Annotated in this window: 22 protein-coding genes and 1 pseudogene; 4 read left to right on the forward strand and 19 right to left on the reverse strand. The window is 59.2% G+C overall.

Going from position 1 to position 23,125, the window contains the following annotated elements:
• Positions 1-531 precede the first annotated feature (531 nt).
• Both IVB54_RS33670 and IVB54_RS33675 read right to left on the reverse strand, forming a co-directional pair.
• Positions 532-1,164 (reverse strand): thermonuclease family protein, encoded by a 633-nt coding sequence (locus IVB54_RS33670; protein ID WP_345946476.1) that lies wholly within the window; start codon positions 1,162-1,164, stop codon positions 532-534.
• Between the two features lie 336 nt (positions 1,165-1,500).
• A complete protein-coding gene (locus IVB54_RS33675; RefSeq protein ID WP_247776914.1) occupies positions 1,501-2,241 on the reverse strand; it encodes an energy-coupling factor ABC transporter permease in 741 nt (246 codons plus the stop codon).
• A 673-nt stretch (positions 2,242-2,914) separates the two neighbouring features.
• On the opposite strand from IVB54_RS33675, the gene IVB54_RS33680 reads away from it, so the two are divergent.
• Positions 2,915-3,748, forward strand: a complete 834-nt coding sequence (locus tag IVB54_RS33680) for an RMD1 family protein (RefSeq protein WP_247367919.1) — start codon at positions 2,915-2,917, stop codon at positions 3,746-3,748.
• Positions 3,749-3,984: 236 nt separating this feature from the next.
• Here IVB54_RS33680 and IVB54_RS33685 read toward each other — a convergent pair whose 3' ends face one another.
• From IVB54_RS33685 to nifH, 9 genes and pseudogenes are all read right to left on the reverse strand, one after another.
• Positions 3,985-4,527, reverse strand: a complete 543-nt coding sequence (locus tag IVB54_RS33685) for a hypothetical protein (RefSeq protein WP_247776915.1) — start codon at positions 4,525-4,527, stop codon at positions 3,985-3,987.
• Between the two features lie 312 nt (positions 4,528-4,839).
• The gene (locus tag IVB54_RS33690; RefSeq protein WP_247776916.1) at positions 4,840-5,112 is read right to left on the reverse strand and encodes a hypothetical protein; all 273 of its coding nucleotides are present in this window, start codon (positions 5,110-5,112) and stop codon (positions 4,840-4,842) included.
• Between the two features lie 554 nt (positions 5,113-5,666).
• Positions 5,667-5,963: a ferredoxin family protein gene (locus IVB54_RS33695; RefSeq protein ID WP_083926516.1), complete on the reverse strand. Its 297-nt coding sequence runs from the start codon at positions 5,961-5,963 to the stop codon at positions 5,667-5,669.
• 41 nt (positions 5,964-6,004) lie between these two features.
• Positions 6,005-7,312: an FAD-binding protein gene (locus IVB54_RS33700; RefSeq protein WP_018458224.1), complete on the reverse strand. Its 1,308-nt coding sequence runs from the start codon at positions 7,310-7,312 to the stop codon at positions 6,005-6,007.
• An 11-nt stretch (positions 7,313-7,323) separates the two neighbouring features.
• A complete protein-coding gene (locus IVB54_RS33705) occupies positions 7,324-8,436 on the reverse strand; it encodes an electron transfer flavoprotein subunit alpha/FixB family protein (RefSeq protein WP_026233533.1) in 1,113 nt (370 codons plus the stop codon).
• Positions 8,437-9,609: 1,173 nt separating this feature from the next.
• The gene (gene nifW / locus IVB54_RS33710) at positions 9,610-9,942 is read right to left on the reverse strand and encodes a nitrogenase stabilizing/protective protein NifW (protein WP_247285952.1); all 333 of its coding nucleotides are present in this window, start codon (positions 9,940-9,942) and stop codon (positions 9,610-9,612) included.
• A gap of 119 nt (positions 9,943-10,061) precedes the next feature.
• Positions 10,062-10,728 (reverse strand): annotated as a pseudogene (locus tag IVB54_RS33715) (homocitrate synthase); the annotation flags it as partial.
• Between the two features lie 587 nt (positions 10,729-11,315).
• On the reverse strand, positions 11,316-12,044 hold the full coding sequence (locus tag IVB54_RS33720; RefSeq protein ID WP_247776917.1) for a nitrogen fixation protein NifQ: 729 nt from the start codon (positions 12,042-12,044) through the stop codon (positions 11,316-11,318).
• A 58-nt stretch (positions 12,045-12,102) separates the two neighbouring features.
• On the reverse strand, positions 12,103-12,993 hold the full coding sequence (nifH, locus tag IVB54_RS33725; RefSeq protein WP_026233535.1) for a nitrogenase iron protein: 891 nt from the start codon (positions 12,991-12,993) through the stop codon (positions 12,103-12,105).
• 522 nt (positions 12,994-13,515) lie between these two features.
• Between nifH and IVB54_RS33730 the strand changes: the two genes are divergently transcribed.
• On the forward strand, positions 13,516-14,070 hold the full coding sequence (locus IVB54_RS33730; protein ID WP_026233536.1) for a peroxiredoxin: 555 nt from the start codon (positions 13,516-13,518) through the stop codon (positions 14,068-14,070).
• A gap of 324 nt (positions 14,071-14,394) precedes the next feature.
• Here IVB54_RS33730 and IVB54_RS33735 read toward each other — a convergent pair whose 3' ends face one another.
• The gene (locus tag IVB54_RS33735) at positions 14,395-14,544 is read right to left on the reverse strand and encodes a hypothetical protein (protein WP_018458234.1); all 150 of its coding nucleotides are present in this window, start codon (positions 14,542-14,544) and stop codon (positions 14,395-14,397) included.
• 417 nt (positions 14,545-14,961) lie between these two features.
• On the reverse strand, positions 14,962-15,225 hold the full coding sequence (locus tag IVB54_RS33740; RefSeq protein WP_247359581.1) for a hypothetical protein: 264 nt from the start codon (positions 15,223-15,225) through the stop codon (positions 14,962-14,964).
• 88 nt (positions 15,226-15,313) lie between these two features.
• On the opposite strand from IVB54_RS33740, the gene IVB54_RS33745 reads away from it, so the two are divergent.
• On the forward strand, positions 15,314-15,451 hold the full coding sequence (locus IVB54_RS33745; protein ID WP_157643053.1) for a hypothetical protein: 138 nt from the start codon (positions 15,314-15,316) through the stop codon (positions 15,449-15,451).
• A 712-nt stretch (positions 15,452-16,163) separates the two neighbouring features.
• Here the strand turns inward: IVB54_RS33745 and IVB54_RS33750 are convergent.
• Genes IVB54_RS33750 through IVB54_RS33760 form a run of 3 tightly spaced genes read right to left on the reverse strand, consistent with a single transcriptional unit; the run spans position 16,164 to position 17,091 of the window.
• On the reverse strand, positions 16,164-16,523 hold the full coding sequence (locus tag IVB54_RS33750; protein ID WP_247540846.1) for a hypothetical protein: 360 nt from the start codon (positions 16,521-16,523) through the stop codon (positions 16,164-16,166).
• Positions 16,524-16,534: 11 nt separating this feature from the next.
• A complete protein-coding gene (locus tag IVB54_RS33755) occupies positions 16,535-16,774 on the reverse strand; it encodes a nitrogen fixation protein NifZ (protein WP_018457702.1) in 240 nt (79 codons plus the stop codon).
• Entirely contained in the window at positions 16,771-17,091 is a 321-nt protein-coding gene (locus tag IVB54_RS33760) for a nitrogen fixation protein NifZ (protein ID WP_247776918.1), read from the reverse strand. Before IVB54_RS33760 ends, IVB54_RS33755 begins: the two co-directional genes overlap by 4 nt.
• A gap of 125 nt (positions 17,092-17,216) precedes the next feature.
• Here IVB54_RS33760 and IVB54_RS33765 point away from each other — a divergent pair, with 125 nt between their 5' ends.
• Positions 17,217-17,597: a hypothetical protein gene (locus IVB54_RS33765; protein WP_245288477.1), complete on the forward strand. Its 381-nt coding sequence runs from the start codon at positions 17,217-17,219 to the stop codon at positions 17,595-17,597.
• A 603-nt stretch (positions 17,598-18,200) separates the two neighbouring features.
• Here the strand turns inward: IVB54_RS33765 and IVB54_RS33770 are convergent.
• The 3 genes from IVB54_RS33770 to IVB54_RS33780 all read right to left on the reverse strand — a co-directional run bounded on the left by IVB54_RS33770 (position 18,201) and on the right by IVB54_RS33780 (position 22,736).
• Positions 18,201-18,422 carry a 4Fe-4S binding protein gene (locus IVB54_RS33770; protein ID WP_247377099.1) on the reverse strand — a complete coding sequence of 74 codons (222 nt, stop codon included), beginning with the start codon at positions 18,420-18,422 and terminating at the stop codon, positions 18,201-18,203.
• A gap of 15 nt (positions 18,423-18,437) precedes the next feature.
• Positions 18,438-19,994, reverse strand: coding sequence for a nitrogenase cofactor biosynthesis protein NifB (gene nifB / locus IVB54_RS33775; protein ID WP_247377101.1), 1,557 nt, complete (start codon positions 19,992-19,994; stop codon positions 18,438-18,440).
• Between the two features lie 624 nt (positions 19,995-20,618).
• Positions 20,619-22,736 (reverse strand): prolyl oligopeptidase family serine peptidase, encoded by a 2,118-nt coding sequence (locus IVB54_RS33780; protein WP_247453723.1) that lies wholly within the window; start codon positions 22,734-22,736, stop codon positions 20,619-20,621.
• Positions 22,737-23,125: the final 389 nt, after the last annotated feature.

Consider the following 23,125-nt stretch of genomic DNA (forward strand, 5'->3'; position numbering starts at 1 on the left):
CGAGTTTTGGTGGGACGGCATCTGGCGACCTCTGGGAATCAGGCTGCGAGCCCTGGGCTTGTCAAACCTGAAAGTTTGGGTCGAATGGAGTGGAGGTAGGCTGCATCCAAGCCTCAATCGTGTTGCCTACCTCGCCCAATGGTGCCTTGAACGCCACTGGCCTTCTTTCTTTCGCTCAACCCGTACCCGGCGGAACTGATTGTTGTTCCGTGCCACGCCTTTGTTTTGGGAGAGCCCCCCATTCTTCCGAGTAAATGCGGCTCTCTCTCGAACTCAAAAGGCGCCGCCTTGGCATGACCGCGAGTCCATGATTCCGAAGAGTTAGGGCGAGAACCATGGCGTTCCTGTGGAGCTCGCGATTTTCTGTCTTGCGACTTTCGCGCTTACGAGAGCTTGAGATCATCTTACCCCTTTTGAGCATGGTGGCGCGGCAGTGGTAAGCTTGCTCACTCGCGGCCGACGCCAGCTCGCCCGTGTCGGTCACTTTGTGCGGAACGAGTCTGGCATATATTCTGGTGTGAGGAATACCGGTCAAGGGTGAGCATTCGCGTCGTCAGAACAGCTGGCTGGTCCACCACCTAACCGAATGCACGCTCGATATAGCCAAGGTACGGCAAAGCTGCCCGCCCACAAGCCCAGTCCGGCACGATCGGCCGCGCGTTGCGCAGCGCGGTATCGGCCCCTGGAGTATCGCTCCCAATCGAGCACGAGACCGTTGCGCACCAACCATTCTCCGAGATCGATGCCATCAGCTGAACAGATCGCCAATGTCCGTCCACACTCATCCTCCAGGACTGACAGACAACTGACTTCGCGCTCTGCAATGAAGGCTTCAAGATCGCTCGCGGCCATGAGGCCACATCGATAAGGATTGAGGTTGATATCTCGGCACATTTGGGACTTGTCCGGCGCGTCGATGCCCCAGAGCCTAACGCGTGTCCCGTGAATTTCAAGGGTGTCGGTGCTGATGACCTTTGCCGGCCCGGTCAATTCGCCGGCACACACGATGCTGCACAGTGCGAGCGTGGTCAACACCACGATCAATCCATACATGGCGATCTTCTTTGTCGAACTGCGAACATTCCGGCCGAGTGCAGCAGAGCATGGGAAGCCGCCGAACGGCGGTCCATCGCGGCTGTGCTGAGGAGGCTGCCAATGTTGCATGGATAAGCTCGTTCGACGGATGACTCCCAGTGTATCAGCAGCGCAAGACGCCCTCGTGTCCAACCTCGTCCCAGATGCTCTGCGACCAGGCTGCTGCCCTGAGCGCTTCCCGCCATTCCTCCACGTCGTGGCGGCAGTTCGCCTTCGCCACATCACACACCGGCAGGTCGAAATCTGTAGTGCGCGTCCGATCACCAGCGACCGGGCCGGCGCAGACGGCCGGCCGCAATTCAGCGAGAAATGATTTCCTGGTCGTCTTGTGCGGAATGAGCCTAAAGTCGGCCCCCTCGCGGATAACAGCGAGCGCGCGTCGCCCGGGATCGCTGCAGCCGGCTGCTATCGGGGAAAGCGTACGTATCGCTTGAGCAAGGCGGCCGAGATGGCGGCCATCGTTACTTTCGACCGCAACATGCCTTCTGGGAGCGGTAGGCGACAGATGCCCTCACACTCACGCCGCCCAATTTGTTTCCCGAGCGCCAGCGCAGCCAGATCAGCCAGCGGCTCGACCAAGGCCACAACTGCATAGTAAACCGCGAGCGATGCGACTTTACCGAGGTTGGCGGCGCCGAAGCCCGCGCGATAGAGCGCCAAAGACGCGATCCAGACAGCGATACCGGATTGATACGCAGTCGAGAGCGCCTTGCTGTACTGCAGATCGCGATAGGCAGCCTTGGATGGAATGAGGCGCTTGGCGAGCGCCTTGATCGCAAACAGCGGCATTAGAGGCGTCGTGACATTCATCCGATATTGCGGCAGGTCGGTCGGAACAAAGAGGACGCTTTGCAGCAAGAGGCCGAGCGCAAGACCTAAGGCCGCCGGCGCCGCGCCAAACAAGAGGAACAGCGTGGAGCCCAGGACGAGGTGCACTTCCGAGGCCCAAACCGCAAAGTGCGGTGGGAATTCGAATAACGTGAACACCAGGCCCGTCGCGGCGATGGCTTGCACAGCAAATGACAGAGCGCGCCGCTCGTGTATGGCCTCGACCACAAGCTTGGCGACGACGCAGCCCATCGCAATGCCTGTCGCGCAGCTCAATACGAACTTGGCGCCTGTTACTATTCCCGGTTCGATATGCACGGTCTCTAGTCCTTTCTGCCGTTGTACTCGGGCCTTGGCTCAAGAATTTGCCGCGACGTTCGTGTGGCTGACGGTTGGAAACGGCACTTCACCTTCCCCATCCTCGGTCCACGGGCAACGTGCTGTTTTCGCCCGATCGGACCAGGTCTGCACTCAGCCTTCGCTCGGTCTTTGCGACATTTCATAGCAACAGCTATGCCAGCGCCGCTGCCGCGGTTAAGGCTCTGATTGCGCTTTGAAAGCTTGTGCGGCGCCCAAGATCCGCCGTGTTCTGTAGCCGACATGCTCTGGAGGAAATTGAACACACATCGCGACCAGCTTTTTGATCAACCTGCGCCGTTCCTGGCGCGAAGACACCGGTTCGGCATCAATCTTGCTCGACGTTGTTCGAGGAAGGCGCCTACGGCGCAGCCAAATGTTTGGCGGCCGGGGATCGTCGAATTCCTCGAAGAGCTTTGCTGGGCGTTCGATTGAGCTTGCGGGCAAGTATGCACGAACATGAATTAGAGACCACCCATCCAAACTCTGGAGCCGGCATTTGCTGGATCTCAGCGTCATCTCTCACCAACGCGCCCGGCAAATTCCGCTGCACCATCTGCGACGAAGTTCTGGACGTGTTTCTGGGGGAACGCTATCGCGTCGCAGTGGCGCCAAACCGGATGCTAAAGTGAACATGGATCAACTTACGCCAGGTAAGGCTGTGGTCTCCGGACAGACGGCGGCCGCCTCGGTGCTGCGCATTCGGGCAGTCATGCTGGGGGATCGTATCAACCCGTCGGCTCTGGAAATCGGAACGCTGGTGTCCTCGACGCCGGTCGCTTTCCGCATTCATGCGGGCCTTGTCGTGGTCTTCCGCTATGGCGTTGTAGTGCTCATCGGGTTGTCGCCCTCGGAGGAAACCGCTCTGATCGAAACCCTGATACCGCGCGTCATCGGTGAACTCACCTCCTATGAGGAGGATAGCGCGCAGGCGCAGCTCTGCAACGAGCAGAGCGCTGAGGTCATCCTGCCGGGCGGGCGGATTTGTCTTAGAAATTTTAGTGACGATCGGCTGCTGCTGATCGCCGATACGCTAGCCAAGAGCACGGCGCTGGAGCGAGATGAGCGCCGTGTCGCCGCGGTGTTCGACGTGATCGAACCCTTTGCACGCGAACTGGCCGAGCGCGGCCGGACGCCGCGGGGCCGCAAGGGCATTCTCCAACTGATCGGCAATGCGCTCCTGGTCGAGCAGCGCGTCGCGGGCCGCATCGCGATTGCCGAAAAGCCCGACGCACTCTGGGAGAAGCCGGAACTCGAGCGGCTCTATGCGCGTCTGAAAGACGAATACGAACTGAAGGAGCGTCTTGAGATGCTTGAGCGCAAGCTGTCGGCCATCTCCGGAACGGCTAACGCACTGACGGACATTATCGACACACGGCGCTCGCTGCGTCTTGAGTGGGTTATAGTCGTGCTGATCGTGATGGAAGTTGCGATCGGATGCTTTCAGATTATTGCAGCAGGTCGCTGACGTGCCGCTGGCCGCAGCGCGTGAGGCGCCTTCGTGGGGTTTGAGCAGGCCTACTGACCGACCTGGCCGGCATTGACGTGGGACGCGCCGTTCGGCCGTACTCAGCTGCGGATTTCGGCTGTGTCTTCGGCGTGCTCGTGGACACGACGTTCGGCGAAAGCCGGTGCGGCTCGCGAAGACAGCGAATAGCCGACGCGAGTTCGGCGTATTCCCGGCCTCGAGCAAGGATAGGGGGTTTATGGCAGACGCTCGGCGGAGCGTTCATGTCGACGATCCAGCGCCACCCAAGAAGGCCCTTTCGTCCAATTTGCAGTGGGCCGCCACTCAGCTTTTCTGCTATTCTCGACTTGCTCGCGGAATACTTGCCAGCCTTGCCTCGCCGCCCCAGGGCGCAGCCAGCGACTACCGAAACAAGGGCTGTCGATTTCACCAGGACGCCTCACCGAGTTGAGCGACCGCCTTTCGCCGCTTTGGCACATCGCCGCGGCTCGGTCGACGTGTCCTGCCGTGATTTCCCTTGCATGGCTGTTAGCGAACGGTTCCATGATCCGCCAGCGGGCAAACGCGCGCTGCAACTGAACATGAAAGCTCAGAATGCGGATCTCGTCCTCGCTAACGCGAAGGTCGCCGAGCTTGACGCGGCCGGGGACTGCGACCGGACGTGCATAGCGGCTCCGCGCCAGCGATAAACGGGAAACGGATGACAAAGGAGCTACGCCGCGAATTTCGAGGCGGTTTTGACCTCGCAAGCAGGCGCCGAGATTTTCTGACGTCTCCATCCGCTGTGGACATTCAATCTTGCAGGACTGTCCCTCAAAGCGCCCTGGACACTCACGCACGCTCGGCAGCTCCTCTCAAATCCGCTTCCGAACCGATCCCGGCATGGCGATCCTTCGCTGGCTGGTTCAGGAGCCCGGCGAGCCTAGAGGCCTTCAAGGACTCCTTCGAGCCGGTGTTCGCGAATGATTGCGGCCAGTAGCGAAACGGCCTCCTCCCGATGGACGGTGAAGCAGACGTCAGGCGCTCGCTCAACCAACAGGTCCAGCAAGGTCGGAAGGTCAGCAACGTGGTGGCGTAAGGTCGAGACCACATCATTTGGCGAGATAGGTCGCGAAATCAGCATTCGGCGGCGGATCAAAGTCCAAGTCGACCTCGGCGCGCTTCTCGATCGCATGTCGTATCAACTCGCCCTGCCGTCTTGCATTCATCGAGAGCATGAACACCGCATCCGCGAGCTTCTCGCGCGGCAAGCTTCTCAGTTCGGCTATGCGGGCCTGGATGTCGCCCACCGAACTCTCACGGCGTGCCTCTGCTCGCCGCGCGTTAGCGGCTGCCCTGCTCTTTTGTAATCCAACAATCGTCATGCTCTCCGGCCGACCATATGTCCCGGCGATACAGGCGAATGAAAGGGCAAAATTGTGTGCTGCATGCGCGCAGCCCGCCTGACGATGCGCAACCCGGCGGTCGCGCGGAGGAGTCGCAAATCGCTAATTTTGTGATCCGCCGTGCTTGTCTAGTCTACAAGGCGCTCGATGGCACGTTGTCGGGTCGGCGGCTATGGCGAAGCGAAATCCTGCTTCCAGCGTTCCGTTTGAGGTGATAGGCAGCGTTGCGAGGCAGTGGCGACAGGCGGATCGCCTCGAACTCCAAGCAGGACGAAACCGGCGAGATTTTGGGGAGAGAACCAGGATCGGTCGATCCGAGATGGACGACCTATTCCCGCCAATGAGTTGCGCCCTGTCTCGGATCCGGCTCGCTTTGGGTATCTCCGGGCATATTGTAGCGGAACCTGGGAAGGGCCCGCCCGGTAGATGGAAAGATCGGGACTCGATTGAATCAGGTGAAATCTCAACTCGCGCGTGATCTCGTTGTACCGCCACAACGCCGCAGCCTGCCAATCAGCCCCTACCCCGAAGCTTTAACCAAATTTGAATAGCACACCGTAACCGCCACGTGGGTAGCTCCACTCGATATCACCACTTTCTTCGCAGATCACCCGGCAGGTGCCGCACTCGACACACCCGTCGACTGTCACCTCAACATGACCTTTATCGCTGAGCTCGTAGCACCGTGCAGGGCAGGCCTTCAGCATCGATAAGAGCCGCGACGAAGGTGTGGTGTGCGGCCGCACCTTGATATGGGCGCGGCCGGAATCAACGAGATAGCGGTTGTAGAATAGTTTGTCTTCGACACGTCGGGATGGCTCGCTCGGCATTGTTTCTGGCTCCGTCATTCGTCGTTGTCTTTGGTTTATGATCACCGCCAGGCCCGGGCAATGCGCAGGGCATCGCTGAACAATCCACTCCACGACCGCGCCTTGATGAACGAGCTCAGCATCAGCTTCTCTTTCTCAAGCTTTGGTGTGCCGTCGACGCGCACGTAATCCTGCATCGCCTTGGAGAAGAGCTGCGGATATGTGAGAAAGAAGTTCTGCGAGTGGGTGTGCATCAGTGCCGGCATATCCTTGTACTTCTTCAGATCCTTGATCACGAAGGATTCATTCAGGAGTTTTTTGTAAAGCGAAAGATTTTTGGCCGTCATCGGATCATTTCGCGATTTGATAAGACAGATCGCTTCCGCGGCGATACGGCCCGACGTCATCGCCAGATTGGACCCCTCGCGATGGATGGCGTTGTTGAGCTGGGCGGCGTCTCCGACAACGACCCAGCCGTCACCACAAAGCTGCGGGATCGCTCTGTATCCACCTTCGGGGATCAAATGCGCGGAATATTCCTTTACTTCCGAACCCTCGATCAAGGGCGCGACGGACGGGTGACGCTTGAAGCCCTCGAGGAGGCCGTAAGGCGTCTCGCCAGTACGCTGGAAATCGGCAACAAGACAGCCGATACCGAGCGATATGCATTCCTTGTTGGAATAGATGAAGCCCATACCGGTCATGCCGCGGGAGATGGTTCCGGCGGCTTCGATGACGAGCCCCTCGTCGCCTTTGAGATTGAAGCGAGCATCGATTGTCTCGCGCGACAGGAAATGCATCTCCTTGACCGCGAGTGCGACCTTGTCCGGTTTCGGCCGCCCTCTTAAGCCCGCACCCGTCCCGAGCACTCCGTTTACCCCCTCGGCCAGCACGACGACGTCTGCATGGATTTCACCCCCATCTCGGTCTGTGCGCACCCCGACGACCCTCCCATGGGAATCCTGGAGGAGCTCGGTCACCGTGGTCTCGCACAGCACCGTGGCGCCGGCCTCGCGGACCTTCTGCGAGAACCATTTGTCGAACTGCGCGCGGATGATGGTGTAGCGGTTCGGCTTCTCCTCGTTGAAATCATCGGAGCGATAGTGAATCCCCGTGTGCGAACGCTCGTCCACGATCCAGAAGCGTTGCTCGACGAGATGCCGCTCAAGCGGTGCATCTTCTCGGAAATTCGGGATCAGCTTCTCCAGCATGTCGGCATAGAGGATGGCGCCTTGCACGTTCTTCGACCCCGAATACTCGCCGCGCTCCAGCTGCAGCACTTTTAGGCCCCGCTCGGCCATGGTAAGCGCTGCCGCATTCCCGCCCATCCCAGCACCGACGACGATCGCATCGAATCTTTCCTCGATCATAACAAGCTCCCCTAGCCAGCGATGCGGTCGTGCGAGTGCGGCGACAGCTGCGCGCGGAATGCAGAGGTCAACGCGGGCAACAGTCGAATGGCGTCGGTGACGATGCCGATATGGGCGAAGTCGAAGATCGGAGCGTGCTTGTCGGTGTTGATGGCAACGATGAGGTCGCCCCCCTCCACGCCAACGCGATGCTGGATCGCGCCGGAAATACCGGCCGCGATATAAAGCTTTGGCCGAATGGTTTTCCCGGTCTGGCCGATTTGTCGGTCCGCGGTGACCCAGCCCTTCTGGACCAGCGGCCGCGAGCAGCCATATTCGGCGCCAAGCACGTCCGCGAGCTGCTGTACCAGTTGGAAGTTCTCAGGCGATCCCAGACCGAGCCCTCCAGCGACGACCACGTCGGCATAGGCAAGGTTGGACTTTGTAGAATCGCGGTCCGGGAGGAAGGACAGCACTTTTGTGACGATATCTTCCTCTACAAGCCCGAGCGGATGCGAGATCACGCGCCAGACGGCGCCGGTCACGCGCTCGGGCATCGGCATCACGCGCGGACGGACGGTTGCCATCTGTGGACGATAGTTCAGTGTGTAGATCGTGCACAATAGTGAGCCGCCAAACGTCGGCCGGGTCGCTGCAAGCGAGCCGTCGGCATCGACATCGAGCTCGGTGCAGTCGGCAGTTAGACCGGTGAGCAGTGTGGTGGCCACTGAGCCGGCGAGGTCGCGGCCCAGTGTAGTTGCCCCTAGGAGTAGGATTTCCGGCTTGTACGTATTGACCAGCTCTGACAGGGCCTTGGTGTAGGATTCATTGCGATAATCGGCCAAGAGATCATCCGTGACGATATAGGCAAGATCGGCGCCGTAGCAGAAGGATTCGGCGACCGCCTGCTGCGTTGTCTCCCCGACCGGGCCGATGACAACCGCGGCGAGGTCAACGTTGAGCTTGTCGGCGAGCCGGCGGCCGGCACCCATCAGCTCCCAGGAGACGGGGTGCACTATCCCGCGTTCCTGCTCGATGAAGACCCAGACGTGCCTATAAGCCTTGAATCGTTCGGGCAGCTCCCTCTTGGTCGCCGCGCGACCACCACCCGGGGCCGGAGCTGCGCTTTTGGGTGCGGTGCTCATCATCTGTACTCCCATCCGTGTTCAGTAGCGGCTCGCCAGCGAAGCGTGCTCCGCCTCCAGCTTTGAATTCGCGGGTGAAGATTGCTTCAGTTAAAGTTCGGCCGCGTGCCCGCCGCCATTTTTTCAACACTGCCTGGCAGCAGCGCGGCGCCCAGACACCCGTTGCTGGACCTTGATCGACGAGCCCGGAAGCACGCGCTTGGGCGTTCTTTCCCGGTTCGGCATTCTGGGCCACCGTTTGGCAATGGAACTAGTGAGGCACGCAACCGCGCGGTCACTCGATCCGATCGATTGGTCCCCCTCATCTTCGAGATGCAACCGAGTTGGAACAGACCGAGGACCTGGCAGAGGCTCGGCTGGTCCCATTGCCGGCCGCGAGCTTGCCGGTGAAAACGCGACCCATTACTCCGAATGCCCTCGCAATATTTCCGATTGCAGCGACACGCCCGCAACTCTTGGCGAGGGCACGAGGGCCGGCGGTGAAGCCGCCCGTCAACGGCGCCGCGCGACCAGCGCCGGAGAGCAAGGGCGCCGCCCGGAAAACCTCGGCCATAGATCGGCCAGCGGGAGTGATTTCGTCGACGAATCTTTGGCGCGGATCACGCGCAGCTTTCAGCTCAGCCGGGCCGGAATATGCAACCATCGCTTTGGCGTCGCGACGTATCATGGTGTCGACAGGCAGCGCGCGCGAAACTGCGCGGCGTCAAAAACAAACTCGATGCGGACCAAGATGTGCATTCGTTTCTCCAGACTAGCTGAGTAAATGTCAGCAATTGTCGTACCAATTGGGCAGACGATGAAAATTGACCGCCAATACAGAATCTTACTGAAGGAAATCGGATTGGCAGCCTCTCACGAGGATCGGAACATTCGACACCGTGCTGGACCTATGTCCAGAATGCGACAGAAGACAGTCATCCGCATCTTGGTGCTCTTTCCTCGCCAAATATGTGCTCCCCGCTGCCGGCGTACAATTGCAGGAGATAGGTGCACCATGGGCAGCAGCTTGAAACGACGGAAATATCAGCGCTGAGCCGTGATTGGCTCTTAGGGAGCCGAGTGTCCAAGCTGCGGACCCGCGGCCGTAACTGCAACTTGCGTTTGAATTCGACGCCCTGGGTGGTTGGCAGGTTCTCTGAACCTTCACGCTCCAGAGCACGATATAAACTGAATTCACTCCAAAGAACCGAGCTGCACCAATGCTGGATGCTTGTTCGATTGTGGTGCGGCCGCATCCTTCAAGACCTTGAACACGCGCTGTTCGATCGGGGAGGACGTGACGAAATCGGCATAGGCGCGCTCGAGCGTGGCCTTGCAACGCGAGGCGATGTCAGGATCGGATGCACCGGTAAACTCCTCGCCCGCGAGATATTCACCCATGCGACGCAGAATATGAAGCCGCGCCACGTCGATGATTTTCGCATCGTACTCGACGCCGAGCAGTGCAAAAAACTCCTCTGCCGCGGAGGCCTTGTTCAATTGCGAAAGGATCCCGTCCGTCGTCATTCTCAACCTCCATCTAGATCCGCGACCAGAAGCCGTCCCGGCCCGAATGTTCCAACCTGATCGCGCGAAGCGCATGGCTGACCACCTGATCGCCCTCCGTTGAGGAGCGATCTCTCATGAATGTCGCGCCACATCGCCACCACCGTTTCCTCGGAAACCGGGCCTTTGTGCTCGACGGCATGCTTACGGACGCGCGCGAGAGTGGTTTGGGTTTCGTCGGCGGTGACCGAAAGCTGCAAGTCGGACAACAGCGAAGTGATAGCGGCAAGCTCTGAATGCTCGCCGATCACAATGCGGTGGGTCGATCAGGAAGTTGACATCGGCACGCGAGGAGTCTTCGCCACCTAGCGCGACACCCAGTCCCTTGTCGCGAGCGTGGGCCACGACGCGCTTCACCCGCTCCAGCACGGCCAAACGGCGCCACCGAGTTTCGCCGCAATCTGCGCGTCCGACCATGGAATCGATAGGATTACCATCGAAACACCGGCCTCGATCTCCGCATCGACATCCGCGGGTTTTATCTGGCACCAGCCGATGATCATGGCCGCGAGGCCAGCTTCGGCGACCGCTCGGATCGCGGCAATCTCTTCCTGACCCATCGCCGGCGTGCCGGCCTCGATCTCCGTGACTCCGGCCGCGGCCAGCGACACGCGCCATCGAGACATTTTCCGGTGTCGCGAAGGCCACGCCCGGTGTCTGTTCGCCGTCGCGCAAGGTGGTGTCATTAAGGACTATGGACCTCGACTGATCTTTGTCGGGCGCGGTGATTGCGGCAGCTAACGCCATCAGCGGCTCCGTAGGTTTATGCCGGAAGCTTTACAGCAACTGCTGTGCCAAACCGCTCGAATTCCCGAGAACTTGTGAATGACGTCGAATTTCAGATTAGTCCGGTGTGTCGCAAATCCGCCAGGGTGGAAACGGCGGAGTGCAGGTCCGGTGCGCTTGCGACCGAGCTGAAGGCAGGCGCCGAGCTTGGAAGCTTGGCGGCCGGGCAACGGTTCGGGCCTGACCTCAAGCTGCAACACTTCGGGGAAAGGCGCGTGCATCCCCGGCGCTGATCGAAGAGGATTCTTGAGCCATCCGGTCGTCCAACCACAAGTCGTCGTTCGTAAAACGTCAGCGGGCGCGATCGAGAGGGCGGATGTTGGCCTCGATCGCGCGTCAACATAGAACATTTTGGCGGTAAATGTGACGGTCGCATCCACCAGTTATCAAGCCCGATGATCAGGCGCCGCCGCGTCCTGCTTAGGCTGCCTGCGCGAAGTTGTTTACCCGGTGTCTTTTCAAACCCTCAGTCCGGTCATGTGACCGTTGGCCGAAAGCTGGTCCGATACACCGGGACTCGCGCCGAGGAGCGGGCATCCAATATGAGCTCAGCCCTGCGAACTTCGGATGGCTTGGACGGAGTCATCGAGACGACGCAGATGATCCCGCCGGCGTCCGGCCATCCGGCTCTCCCCGCTCTCCTCGCCGAAGCAAAGATCAAAATCATTGCATTCCGTGCAGACCGGCGTGGTACACATCACCAGACCGTCATCTTCGCATAGCGTGCGATAGAAGAAGCGCTTCCACCGCATGTTCTTGGTGTTGCGAGCCGCCAGCGGCCTGAAATGGCGCATCAGGAGGCGGGACAATTCGTCCCGCTCCCGCAGACCGAGATCTTCCCACAGGTGATTAGGCTCCATGGCGCGCCGCGCGATCATCGTCGCGAGCCAGCCGCCGACCTCTCCATGAGTGGAACGTTGCGCAAGCAGGAGGTTTAGCACCATAATCGTCTCGTCAGGAGCCGGTAACGCGGACTGTTCGCGCCAGGTACAACTCCTGATCGGCGTCGATGGAAAGTATTGCACCAACAGCGCATCGAGCTCCTGGTTAGTCAAGCCGGCCCGTTCGGGAAGTTGGCCGCCATCCATAGCGGATGCGGCGAGAACGCAAGCGAGCACATGGCGATCGAAATCGTTATCGTCGCTGATGTCGACTTCTGTTGGATGGCGCCCGGTCAGAAGCCCGTAGAGCTCACTCGCATCGCGCTGCTCGGTGACGTGAGCTGCTGATACAGGAGATGACACTGTATTGGCAAATTCGCTTTGTGTGCCAATCATAAAGGTCCCGCAGTGGACGATGTCGGCCTTCCCCGGTCGAGAAGGCCGACAAGATGAACTATGCCGAAACAGCGGCGAGCTCGGCGGCGGTCTTGCCGACCAGGCTCTCGTCGACAGGCTTGATGATGCCGTGCTCCATGAGCATATCCTCGAGCTCGTCCATGCTGATTGGCGTCGGGATGGCGCCTTGTCCCGCATTATTGTGGATCTTGGTCGCGAGATTGCGATAGTGATCCGCCTGCTTGGACTCTGGCGCGTATTCCAGCACAGTCATGCGGCGCAGCTCCGCGTGCTGCACGACATTGTCGCGTGGCACGAAGTAGATCAGCCGGCTGCCGAGCTTCTTGGCAAGAGCATCTGCCAGCTCCAGCTCCTTGTCGGTCTGGCGCTCGTTGCAGATCAGGCCGCCGAGGCGCACGCCGCCGGAATTGGCATACTTCAGAATACCCTTGGAGATGTTGTTGGCGGCATACATGGCCATCATCTCGCCGGACATCACGATGTAGATTTCCTGTGCCTTATTCTCGCGGATAGGCATCGCGAAGCCGCCGCAGACGACGTCGCCCAGCACGTCGTAAGAGACATAGTCGATGTCCTCATAGGCGCCATTCTCCTCCAGAAAGTTGATCGAAGTGATCACGCCTCTTCCGGCGCACCCGACCCCCGGCTCTGGACCGCCGGACTCGACACATCGAATGTCCTTGTAGCCGAGCTTGATGACGTCCTCAATTTCGAGGTCCTCAACGCTGCCGGCATTCGCCGCCAGACTCAGAATGGTGTCCTGCGCTTTGGCGTGCAGGATGAGGCGAGTCGAGTCCGCTTTGGGATCACAGCCGACGATGAGAATCCTTTGGCCCAGCTCAGCAAGAGCCGCCAGCGTATTTTGCGACGTTGTCGATTTGCCGATGCCACCCTTGCCATAAAACGCGATTTGTCTCAGCGAAGACATGTTGCTCTCCATCAACCGATTGCCAATTTTGCGCGCCGAACGCGCGAGGCTGTTTCTCTCTCAGAAACGTGGGCACATGGGTTTCGGGAAGGAGGCCATCGCTCGCCATCGGCGTCGGCGTGCCCTCAGCCCTCACTCCTTGTTGCTGCATTCAGTTAGCAACTGGCGTGCCATTCGTTCGCACGCGCGTTAAGCATCTGATTAGGCTTGACTAATAGCGCAGCCCCCGAGACCGGAAGCTGTGGTGGACCCGACAGCGGCAAGGGCTCTGACAGAAAACCGACAAAGCGGGCGCGTGGATTCCCCTGCGAGAGGCGGGCGAAGGAGCGCGCAACGGGGAATGCCGGGCCGAGTCAATTGAGGAGACCACACGGTGCAGATAGGGTCCGAGGACACCGCCATCATCAAAGGCGAATGTTCCACGACCGGCATGATGGGGCTTGCCATCAGCGGGGTGGCATATCGCTTGCTTTGCCAGTCGCGGAACGCTGTTTCCGTGTGACGCGATGCTGTGAGGACAATATGCCTGGAATTGGAAGTAAGTTGCCGCCGTTCGACATCACAGGCGTGAAGCCCGGCTTTCACCTGCCAGAGGAGAACGGGCAGAGCGCCTTCGAGACGCTGACTGAGAGGAGTTTCCCCGGAAAATGGAAAATCATCTTCTTTTACCCGAAGGATTTCACATTCGTCTGCCCAACCGAAATCGCTGAGTTTGCTCGCCTGTCCAAGCATTTCGCCGATCGCGATGCAATCGTGCTTGGTGGCTCGACCGATAACGAGTTTTGCAAGCTCGCCTGGCGGCGTGAGCACAAGGATCTGCACCGTCTATCGATCTGGCAGTTTGCGGACACCAAGGGCGCACTGGTCGATGGCCTTGGAGTGCGATCGCGTGATGGCATCGCGCATCGCTACACGTTCATCGTCGATCCTGAGAACACGATCCAGCATGTCTATGCGACAAGCCTCAATGTCGGCCGCAGCCCGACGGACACGTTACGCGTTCTGGATGCGATACAAACGGATGAGCTCTGCCCTTGCAACCGCGAAATCGGCGGCGACACACTTAAAATTGCCTGAGGCAACATATCGAAAGTGCAGCAAGGAGCAGCTCCGAATTAAGGACGTCAGATTCAATCGTTTCTGGATACGGACGATCTTACCGCAAATGCGGCCTGCTGCTAGCGAGTGCGGCACGCAATTCAATTCTCATTGCCACCATCGAGTCTACCGCGGCCGCCGCGCTGTCCGCGCGCGGCAGTCGTGGCGGCCAATCGACAGTCTCGATGATGACGATGAACAAGGTTCACCACCGCTCTTGCCCACCTCATAACAAATCCCGCATACAAGAGGATGCCGAGGCAGCTCCGCATGAACATACAAAATACTTGTACGCTTCTGCGCCTACTCGACGCACATCTCCTGCCGGAGTTCCTTTATGTTGTCGCCATAGGCCGAACCGCGGCTATTCCCTTCTTTCTGCGCCTTGCCGGCCCGCAGCATCATCGGAGCGATCTGCGTCAGCCGCAGACCGCTAATGCTGTAGGCTGACATGCCGGCACCCACGGACTCGGGCCAAGCTCCCTCTTCGGGGCAACTAGGGTTCCAGTAGTGCGCCTCGAGAAGGATGGAGGCAGAGGGAGATAGCTCAGCGCCGAATGACGTCTACCGGCCGGGATGATGATCCGCCGGCACGCTCGCGGACCGTATTTCCGGGCTCGATAAATCTATATTGACCGATGTAAGCCGCACTATGAGACGAACGAGTCGGGCTTATCAGTCCCTGATTAAAACCATGACTCGACGAGTTTTAGGCCAAGTGAGCCGGTCTATCAGGAAATCGGTCAGCTCGTTCATGGCGAGCTGACCCTTGGGCGCAGGGACCTGAAGCGATCGGGTGACCTGGCGGTCGTAAGCCGCCTGGCCGTCTCGATCATCACGCCGGTCAATTTCCGAACATTGAGGCGGATCTCAGCGCTGGTGACCCAAGCCAATCCCCAAGGTACGTGCTTTCTGTCTTAGAGAGCCCTCGGATCGCTTCATAAGCTTTGAAACCCTAGCTACAGGGGTGCGGGCCTTTGAGTGCGCCTTGAGCAGCTTGACGTCATCCTTACTATACTCTTTGCGCTTGGTGCTTTTTGCCACGTGTTCTCCGATTTCGCTTTGCACATCTGTTTGTAGCGTCTTGTTTTTGGCGATGACGCAACTGCTTCCCATTACCATATCAATGGTCATCGACAACTATTCAAGCGGATTTTTCTCTTTGAGATAAGAACCGGAACTACACGCGAATTTGTCCTCTGTCATCTGGATCTTTATTCGCGTGACAAACCTGATTTTCCACGTGCACGTCAGCGCCTTCAACATGGAAGCAAGCGATAGAGATGGGACACTCGATGCGTCTTCGAAAAAACAACTCGAAAAAGCGCTTCTGCTTGAACGCGCCGACTTCACTCACTAGTTTGTAGTATGATATTTCCGCGCCCGAATACTAATGATGGAGTAGAGCGGATAGGCCGGGACAGTCGCACTGCCTCACTTGCGCGCGCATCACCAACCGGCGTTCACGGCGAGTGCACGGCGGTGGACTTAAGGGCGAGTACTCACAAAGGCACATCTTGCAAAGCCTGAGCGTTACTCCTCATCAGCAGATCGAGCACGGCTCGCTGATCCAAACTTCATCTACCGCAGTATCCTTGGTTTAATAAGCCACGTTGACGTTCCCAGGCGATTCCGTCCTCAGCGAACAGTTCTGGGAGACCATCGCCTGTCCCCGTCTTATGGACCCGATGGACGAGCGAGCGAGCTGATCGTGATATTCCCGGGCCGGGCACTACGGCATGGCAAGCAACCCGCGGGCCTAGCCGTCCTGTGTGAGCTTGGCACCGGCAGGCGATTGCTTGATCGACTTGCCAGAGCGCTTGGCCAGCACAATGCCGGCGCGCTGCGGATCATTCGTGATCTGTAACAGTGACCTTCACTCTCGAGTAGATGCAGGTCGAACTTCCAACCCGGCGGAACGGATTCTGCGTCATCTCGGACGCCTCGCAACAAATCCAGGCAAGATGTGGAGCTTTCTGCCGGAGCGTCAGGCAGGGCTCAGAGGCTGTATGAATAGCGGCGAGCGTCTACTCGATCTCCGTCAAGGCGCCTTCGAGCACCATCTCAACGATCTATTGCCAGAACAAACGTTCAGGGTCGGCGTTCAGAACCGCTGTCGCCAGGCTAAGCCGTTGATGGGTTGAATGCCACTCCCAAAGGCCCCTGCGGTGATCTTTGCGGAGCAGCTGCCATGCCGCCGCAGTCCTATCGTGGTGCAGCAGCGCGACGTCGACGAGGCCGCCCTCCGCATTGATATTGCCTGAGCAGCACGGGCTCTCGACCAGATAGCCACCAGCAACCGCTGTCACCTTTGGCGAGACATATCGGTAGTGCTCGCGCTTCTTCAGCGCGCGCACGATCCGCCACCGGTCGAGCTCGTTGGGATGCGCAGGCAATCCGGAATGATGTCGTCTGATGATTGCTGCGTTCATTGCGCGATATCCTAGACTGCAGAGATTTCTGCCTCGAGGCAGCCAACCACCAACTGCTTGCCGAAGTCGACCATATAAATGGGTAGGTTCGCTCCCGTATGGCGACCGACCTGGACGATCTGACCAATATACCCGACGCTGACCAGACACTCTTCGGCCGACGCGCCGGGAAAGGAACCGTCGTTGAGCAGATCGATTGCCGCCTTGACACGTTGGCCTGACCGGTATTTTGGCGATCTTGGTTCGATCATCGGGGTGCCGCTCCTGGCAAGAACGGCTCCTCGCCTTCGTGGCTTGGCGAGACTAGATCGAGCTCCTTGCATTTCATGCCGACGCGATTGCCGGAGCCGAGGAATTCGACTCCATAAATATAAAATTGTTGCAGGAACGTGCCGATCGAGACGACATAGCCAAGCTCGCCTTTCTTGACCAGAACCTCACCGATCTCCTTGCCCACATAGGTGCCGTCGTTGCGGATGGTGCGGTTGGCCCGCACGTTGTCACCATAATCAAAGGAGGGGGCGTCCGTCAGCTCGACGATGTCACTATCACGGGCGATGTTGCTCATGCTGCCGTCTCCGCTCCATGGTTCAACTGTACCGCGCCTCGCGAGCGCCCGGGCTTACGAACCGCCCTATCATGATGCTCGATGGACCCCCTCCATTCCCGCACGGCGGCGCTTGGGGTCACGGATTGCATGAGCCTGTCGGGATCCCGGTGCAGCAACATCAATGCCCGCAGCCTAAAATCGAGACGATCGAGATAACTATCCGTGAGCCCATCGTTGATATTGAAGAAGCCATCGACGCGGCACGCGCGTCTGTCATCGAGCCGGGCGTGCTTGAGCCGGCCGCGAGCCGCGTGCTTCAGCGCGGGATGCGCACAGCTGACAGAGTCGACCTGATTACCCCGGCAACCGAGGGCATTGTGGACGTGATCACTCACGGTCCCGCCCATACGCTCGCCCAACAACACCTCGGCGCTAGCATCGTCCGCCGGACAAAGCCCCAGCAGCCTCCGACAGTTGCCGTCCTTCGCCGGGTTGCCCGAGACGCACCTGCAAGTCGGCAATAGGCGTTGAGCGAGAACAGGAAGACCCGCACGAGGTGCTCTCATAGCAGCCGAATTCCAACTTGGTGGCGCCGACCGCACCGGTGGCAGGAAATTCGTTTCCGCATCACGTGATCGGGTCCGAACGCCCTGCCGTGGCGCAGGTGTATTTCTGCACCTTCATCGAGGTGATAGGATAGCCCTGTCGCCCTGTGATGATGCTTAGCCGGCTCGATACCGTGCGACCAAGACACGGCTCGGTGAGGACGCCCTCTCTCGGATGACCAACTGAAGAAGGCCTCGGGCATGAATGTCGCCTGTTCAATGATGGCCGCACATGACTGGATTGATATCGTGGAAGACGGGTCAGCCCTTTGTGGGTCCATCGGCGAAATTGATCCTTGACGCCCAAGACAGCGGCCTTCGGGTCGACAGGAATAGCTCGAGCGCTCCCGCCCACGTGCGCGTTGCCAGAATATGGGTCGACAACTGGCGAAAAGGTTAGCGACCAGGGAGAGCCGTCCACCCGGTCTGAGAAGGGGAAAGTCGTGGCCGGCGCCTCGTGAAGGCGGAGCATCATCCGCCCGAGTTTCTGAACGAGTGTCGTAGTGACATCCATCGTGGCCCTCAAGCAGCCTGGTGACGCGGCAGCGCCGTATCAAGCACGCATGTATTGTCAACCGGGCAAACCGCCACGCATTGGGGCTCATCAAAGTAGGCGGCGCACTCGGTGCATTTCTCAGGATCGATCTGGAAAACGCCGGCTCGCTCGGAAATAGCGAAGTTCGGGCACTGCGTTTCGCAGGCCGAACAGCCCGTGCATTGCGAGGCGATGATCTTGAACGGCATTGTCTGAACCCATCCTCAGGCGGCGGAAATCAGCGCATTGCGGCGGGCAGCCGGATCGACCCGCTCAACGTGCTTGATTTTCCCCTCATTGACTTTATGGAGATAGAGTTTGAACCAGGCGATCGCCGAGCCATCAATGAACTCCCAGGCGTACTGATCGACCGGCTCGATTCCGGCCTTGATCAATTCGGCCTTCGGGCAGCCGCCGATCTTTGACACGAGCACGGCATGGCAGTCGTTGATGGCATCGATGGCGATTTCGAGCTTGCTGTCCTCGCCATCGCCGCCCTGGCAATAGGAATGAATAGGACGATGGCCAACGAATTTGGCGCCCGAAGTTGAGAGCTCGTAGATCTGGAACTCCTTGGCATGACCGAAGTGCTGGTTGATCAATCCCGAGCCCTTGGTTGCAACCGCCACCAGCACCTTGATTTCGCTGGACGCGCTGGCAAGCCCAGCAAGCTGCTCCTGCTTGGCCGCAAGCTTTGCAATGCGCGCCTTCTCGACTTTGGCCTGATACTCCTTTCGGGCCTGTTCATCATATTTGATGTCCATGGCCATGATCTTTTCCATGGTGAACTCGGCGCCGCGGTCCTCCCCGAGCAGTCCGACGGCGTCGGCGCGGCACTGGCGACAGTGACGCATCATGTTCATCTCGCTTTCGCAGCTATCCTGCAATGCTGTCACTTCCTGTGCGGTCGGGCCGCGTTGCCCGCTGAGACCGAACACGGTGCCGTGCTCGGGTGACGAAATCAGCGGCATCACGTTATGCAGGAAGGCGCCGCGCGACTTCACGGCCTTGTTAACCTCAACCAGATGCTGATCGTTAATCCCGGGAATCATCACCGAGTTGACTTTGCACAGGATGCCGCGCGCGGTGAGCATCTCCAGGCCCTGGAGCTGCCGATTGCTGAGGATGCTTGCAGCTTCAATGCCGGTGTAGCGCTTGTGGCGGTAAAAGATCCAGGGATAGATTTTTGCGCCAATATCGGGATCGATCATGTTGATCGTGATCGTCACGTGATCGACCTTAAGTCTTGCAATCGTGTCGACATGATCAGCTAGCGCCAGACCGTTCGTCGAGAGGCACAGCTTGATATCTGGCGCGAGTTTATTGACGAGCTCGAAGGTCTTGAATGTCTTGTCCGGATTCGCCAGGGGGTCGCCAGGGCCAGCAACGCCGACCACGCTCATCTGAGGGATGGCGGAAGCGACCGCCAGCACCTTCTTGGCGGCCTGCTCCGGCGTCAACTTCTCGCTGACAATGCCGGGGCGCGATTCGTTTGCGCAATCGTATTTACGATTGCAGTAATTGCACTGGATATTGCAGGCGGGTGCGACGGCGACATGCATCCGGGCATAATGATGGTGCGCCTCCTCGCTATAGCAGGGATGGTTCTTCACCTTTTCCCAGACCTCATTTGGCACATTGCCGATGCCGGCCTGAGATCGGCACCTGGCCTTGCCGCTCCCACCGACCGTACCGCAGCTGTTGTGCTTAGCCATGACTTGCATGGTCTCGCTGATCTCGCCGCCGCCGCAGGCTACCTGGTGTTGCGCTGAAGTACTCATTTTTCCAATTCTCTTCGCAAGCCGAATCCTTCCAGCAAGCATCCCCAGAGTCGTTTCTGAAAAGCCAAGAGCAACTGGCGTGCCATACCTGCCACAAACGTATTTGTGTTTCGCGTCAAGCAGTTAGGCACCGTCCGTTCGAATGTCCGTTTTATCAACTCATGTTCGAAAGCTGACAGAATTGCGATCACAAGAGCGCCCGGCAGCGCTATTACGAGGGCGGTACGCTGGTTCATCTATGCCCTTGAGCAAAGAGCATGGCGGCTGGTGTCGTTGAAAGTTGATCTTGTCGCCGAAATGTGACGCGTATGCAAAGCACAATCCGCAAAAGACGTTCCGGACGCTTTGAAGGACAACTTGAACCGGCGATGCTTCCTAGATGCAGACAAGAAACCCGTTACCGACCTATGTCGTGAAGATCACGCGGGCCCCTTCCTGACACTCCGGACGCATTGTCGGGCAGGTGAAGAGAAACGCCTGGTGCCCAGAGTCCCGACGGCCACGAATTGGACCGTGCGTCCAAACGTTGGTAGGCATCTCGAATAGGTGGTGCGGGTGTGGACGCCTCAGATTCGTAAAGCTGCAGCCGCCTCGGTCGACATCGCACGAACTGCCGTCCAACAACTACACTACGTCGCTCCCGTCCTCGGTATCCAGCCAGCCGATCCTGCTCTTCAGGAAACGCAGGCCCAGCACCAACAAGCCGGCGTGCTCCCTGTTGTCCTTGCCACAGCCGTGGCCGCCGGCGGCATGCTCGTATAAATAAGCCTCATAGCCCATCGCCTGCAGCTTCGCTGCCATTTTGCGCGCATGTCCGGGATGGACGCGATCGTCCCGCCGCCTGGTGGCCATCAGGATCGGTGGATAGGACTGCCCGGGTCTTGCAGCATGATAGGCAGAATAGGTCTTCAGCCACTCCCACTCCTCAGCGTTGTCGGGATCGCCATATTCGGCGAGCCAGTTCGCCCCGGCGAGCAGTTTGGTGTAGCGGCGCATGTCGATCAGCGGGACGGTGCAGAACAGTGCGCCAAAGAGCCCAGGATATCGCGTTAGCATGTTGGTAATGAGGATGCCGCCGTTCGATCCACTCTCGGCCCCGATCCGCTTGGCCTGTGTCACGCCGCGCTTAACGAGATCGGCGGCGACGGCTGCGAAATCGTCATGCGACAATCTCTTGCCGGCCAGCCGGCCGGCGTCGTGCCAGCGCGTGCCGAACTCACCGCCGCCGCGCAAATTTGCCTGAACCGTGGTGCCGCCGCAGTCAAGCCAAAGCTTACCGAGCGCGGAATTGTAATACGGTTTCACGGACATTCCAAACCCGCCATATCCGCTCAGATGGACCGGCGCGTTGCCGGTCTGTCTGACCGGCCCGGTCTGTAGGTAGGGAATTCGCTCACCGTCGATCGAGACGGCCTCGTGCCGCGTGACCACGCAGTGCTCCGCGGCAAACGTCTTCGGCGCCTGCTTCAGCACGGCGGGACTGCCCACGCCCCGCTCCAGCAGGATGAGAGACGGCGGGGTGAGCGGATCCTCGACGTGAGCCAGCAAGTCACCATTGCTCTCGGACGGATCGCGATCGAGAGACCAGATGTCGACGACGCCAAGATCAGGAAGCCCGCCCAATTGCTCGCGGTTCCAGCGATGATCGGATGGAGTGCAGATCTCGAACACTGGGCGGAGTTTGTCGAGAATACAAAGCACAAGCTTGCCCGCACTCCAAAAGAAGCTCTGCAGCGCACGGCGCGGGCCCGGCTCGAAGAGAATGTCGAACTGGCGGCTGCCCGCCAGGAATGCCGGCAGCGCGATGACGAGCACCGTATCCGCGGCATAGGTGTGCCCTGCCACAGACCAGGATTCGCGCGGCTTCAGGGCAAGCCAGTTGCGATGCGACCGCATCCAGATGTTACTTGGCAAATCGAGCCTCGTCTTGGCTCCCGTTTCATCGCCCAGCCAGACCACACAATTGGAGACGTCTGTCGCATCGAGGAACCAGATCCTGGGCGGCACGACAGTGTCGTCAACACTGCAACCGACTGACACATGAGCGGCCTTGGTCTCAAAGATCACTGCCGCTTTGTCAACATGCGTACCACGCCGCCACAGCCTCACGGTGCGCGCATAGCCGGTGGTCGCGGCCATGCCGTCACCATGGGAGCTTAACAACACCAGCGTATCAAAATCGAGCCATACGCCGCTGCCTTTGGCTTCCGGCAAGACAAAGCCGTCGTGGATGAAGAGCTTCGTGTCTGAGTCGAATTCACGCAAGGTGACGGCATCGCTTCCGCCGCGCGATAGACTCAAGATCCATCGCGAGTGATCTCCAGGCGGTGCGGCCGTGGCGTTCAGAAGCCAGTCTTTGCCTTCGCTGACCGCAAGTTGATCGAGGTCGAGCAGGATGTCCCATGATGGCTTCAGCCTGCGATACTCTTCCAGAGTGGTTCGCCGCCAGAGGCCGCGTGGATTATTGGCGTCCCTCCAGAGATTGTAGAGATACTCGCCGCGCCGGCTGACATAGGGAATATTGTCAGGTCGGTCGTAAATCGCTGTCAGCGCATCTCTGTCTCGTTCGGCTGCGGGTCCGCCAAACACCTCCAGGGTTCTGCTATTCTGCCGCTCGACGAAGTTCAGCGCCCGCGCGCCTTCTATTTGTTCCAACCACAGATAGGGATCATCGTCAGGAGCGGAGGGCGTTGGCCTTCCAGTTCGCGAGTCGTCGACGCTCCTTGTATGACGATGCGTCATTTACAACCTTAGTCTTCGCGCAATTCGACTGATTCAAGGATTTGCATCGCGACCGTTGCATCACGATTTGCGAGCTACGACTTGGCCCGGTGCGAGATCCAATCCTCTCGAAACTGTATTTTGCGGAGTTGCAGCGATTGGCCTAACTATGAAGATGTGCGGAATGTAACGACCGGGCTGGCGATGTCAGCACAATGGGCCCTCGCGAGGCCTCCCCGGCAACGCCATCTCGTTGCCCAACAGTGCAGGCTAGGCCGAGTATTGCGTTTGACACCATGCGTCGGCGCCATCTTGGGTCCCAAGGACGGTTCGAGCGCTTCCGGAGTCATCGGCAGGTTCGGCTGGAACCTTCGACCACGCCAAGCCAAAGCCAGGGATTGATGTGGCCT

This window comes from Bradyrhizobium sp. CW1 (assembly GCF_023100665.1).
GTDB classification, from domain to species: Bacteria; Pseudomonadota; Alphaproteobacteria; order Rhizobiales; family Xanthobacteraceae; genus Bradyrhizobium; species Bradyrhizobium canariense_D.

Bases quoted from the DNA above. Each gene is read 5' to 3' on its own strand.
- IVB54_RS33770 (WP_247377099.1), bottom strand. From the start codon at position 18,422: ATGCCGTTCAAGATCATCGCCTCGCAATGCACGGGCTGTTCGGCCTGC.
- nifH (WP_026233535.1), bottom strand. From the start codon at position 12,993: ATGTCTTCGCTGAGACAAATCGCGTTTTATGGCAAGGGTGGCATCGGC.
- IVB54_RS33670 (WP_345946476.1), bottom strand. From the start codon at position 1,164: ATGCAACATTGGCAGCCTCCTCAGCACAGCCGCGATGGACCGCCGTTC.
- IVB54_RS33690 (WP_247776916.1), bottom strand. From the start codon at position 5,112: ATGACGATTGTTGGATTACAAAAGAGCAGGGCAGCCGCTAACGCGCGG.
- IVB54_RS33755 (WP_018457702.1), bottom strand. From the start codon at position 16,774: ATGATCGAACCAAGATCGCCAAAATACCGGTCAGGCCAACGTGTCAAG.
- IVB54_RS33680 (WP_247367919.1), top strand. From the start codon at position 2,915: ATGGATCAACTTACGCCAGGTAAGGCTGTGGTCTCCGGACAGACGGCG.
- IVB54_RS33700 (WP_018458224.1), bottom strand. From the start codon at position 7,312: ATGATCGAGGAAAGATTCGATGCGATCGTCGTCGGTGCTGGGATGGGC.
- IVB54_RS33750 (WP_247540846.1), bottom strand. From the start codon at position 16,523: ATGAACGCAGCAATCATCAGACGACATCATTCCGGATTGCCTGCGCAT.
- nifW (WP_247285952.1), bottom strand. From the start codon at position 9,942: ATGACGACGGACGGGATCCTTTCGCAATTGAACAAGGCCTCCGCGGCA.
- IVB54_RS33720 (WP_247776917.1), bottom strand. From the start codon at position 12,044: ATGATTGGCACACAAAGCGAATTTGCCAATACAGTGTCATCTCCTGTA.
- IVB54_RS33695 (WP_083926516.1), bottom strand. From the start codon at position 5,963: ATGCCGAGCGAGCCATCCCGACGTGTCGAAGACAAACTATTCTACAAC.
- IVB54_RS33780 (WP_247453723.1), bottom strand. From the start codon at position 22,736: ATGACGCATCGTCATACAAGGAGCGTCGACGACTCGCGAACTGGAAGG.
- IVB54_RS33740 (WP_247359581.1), bottom strand. From the start codon at position 15,225: ATGACCATTGATATGGTAATGGGAAGCAGTTGCGTCATCGCCAAAAAC.
- IVB54_RS33730 (WP_026233536.1), top strand. From the start codon at position 13,516: ATGCCTGGAATTGGAAGTAAGTTGCCGCCGTTCGACATCACAGGCGTG.
- IVB54_RS33735 (WP_018458234.1), bottom strand. From the start codon at position 14,544: ATGTCAGCCTACAGCATTAGCGGTCTGCGGCTGACGCAGATCGCTCCG.
- IVB54_RS33705 (WP_026233533.1), bottom strand. From the start codon at position 8,436: ATGAGCACCGCACCCAAAAGCGCAGCTCCGGCCCCGGGTGGTGGTCGC.
- nifB (WP_247377101.1), bottom strand. From the start codon at position 19,994: ATGAGTACTTCAGCGCAACACCAGGTAGCCTGCGGCGGCGGCGAGATC.
- IVB54_RS33760 (WP_247776918.1), bottom strand. From the start codon at position 17,091: ATGAGCAACATCGCCCGTGATAGTGACATCGTCGAGCTGACGGACGCC.
- IVB54_RS33685 (WP_247776915.1), bottom strand. From the start codon at position 4,527: ATGGAGACGTCAGAAAATCTCGGCGCCTGCTTGCGAGGTCAAAACCGC.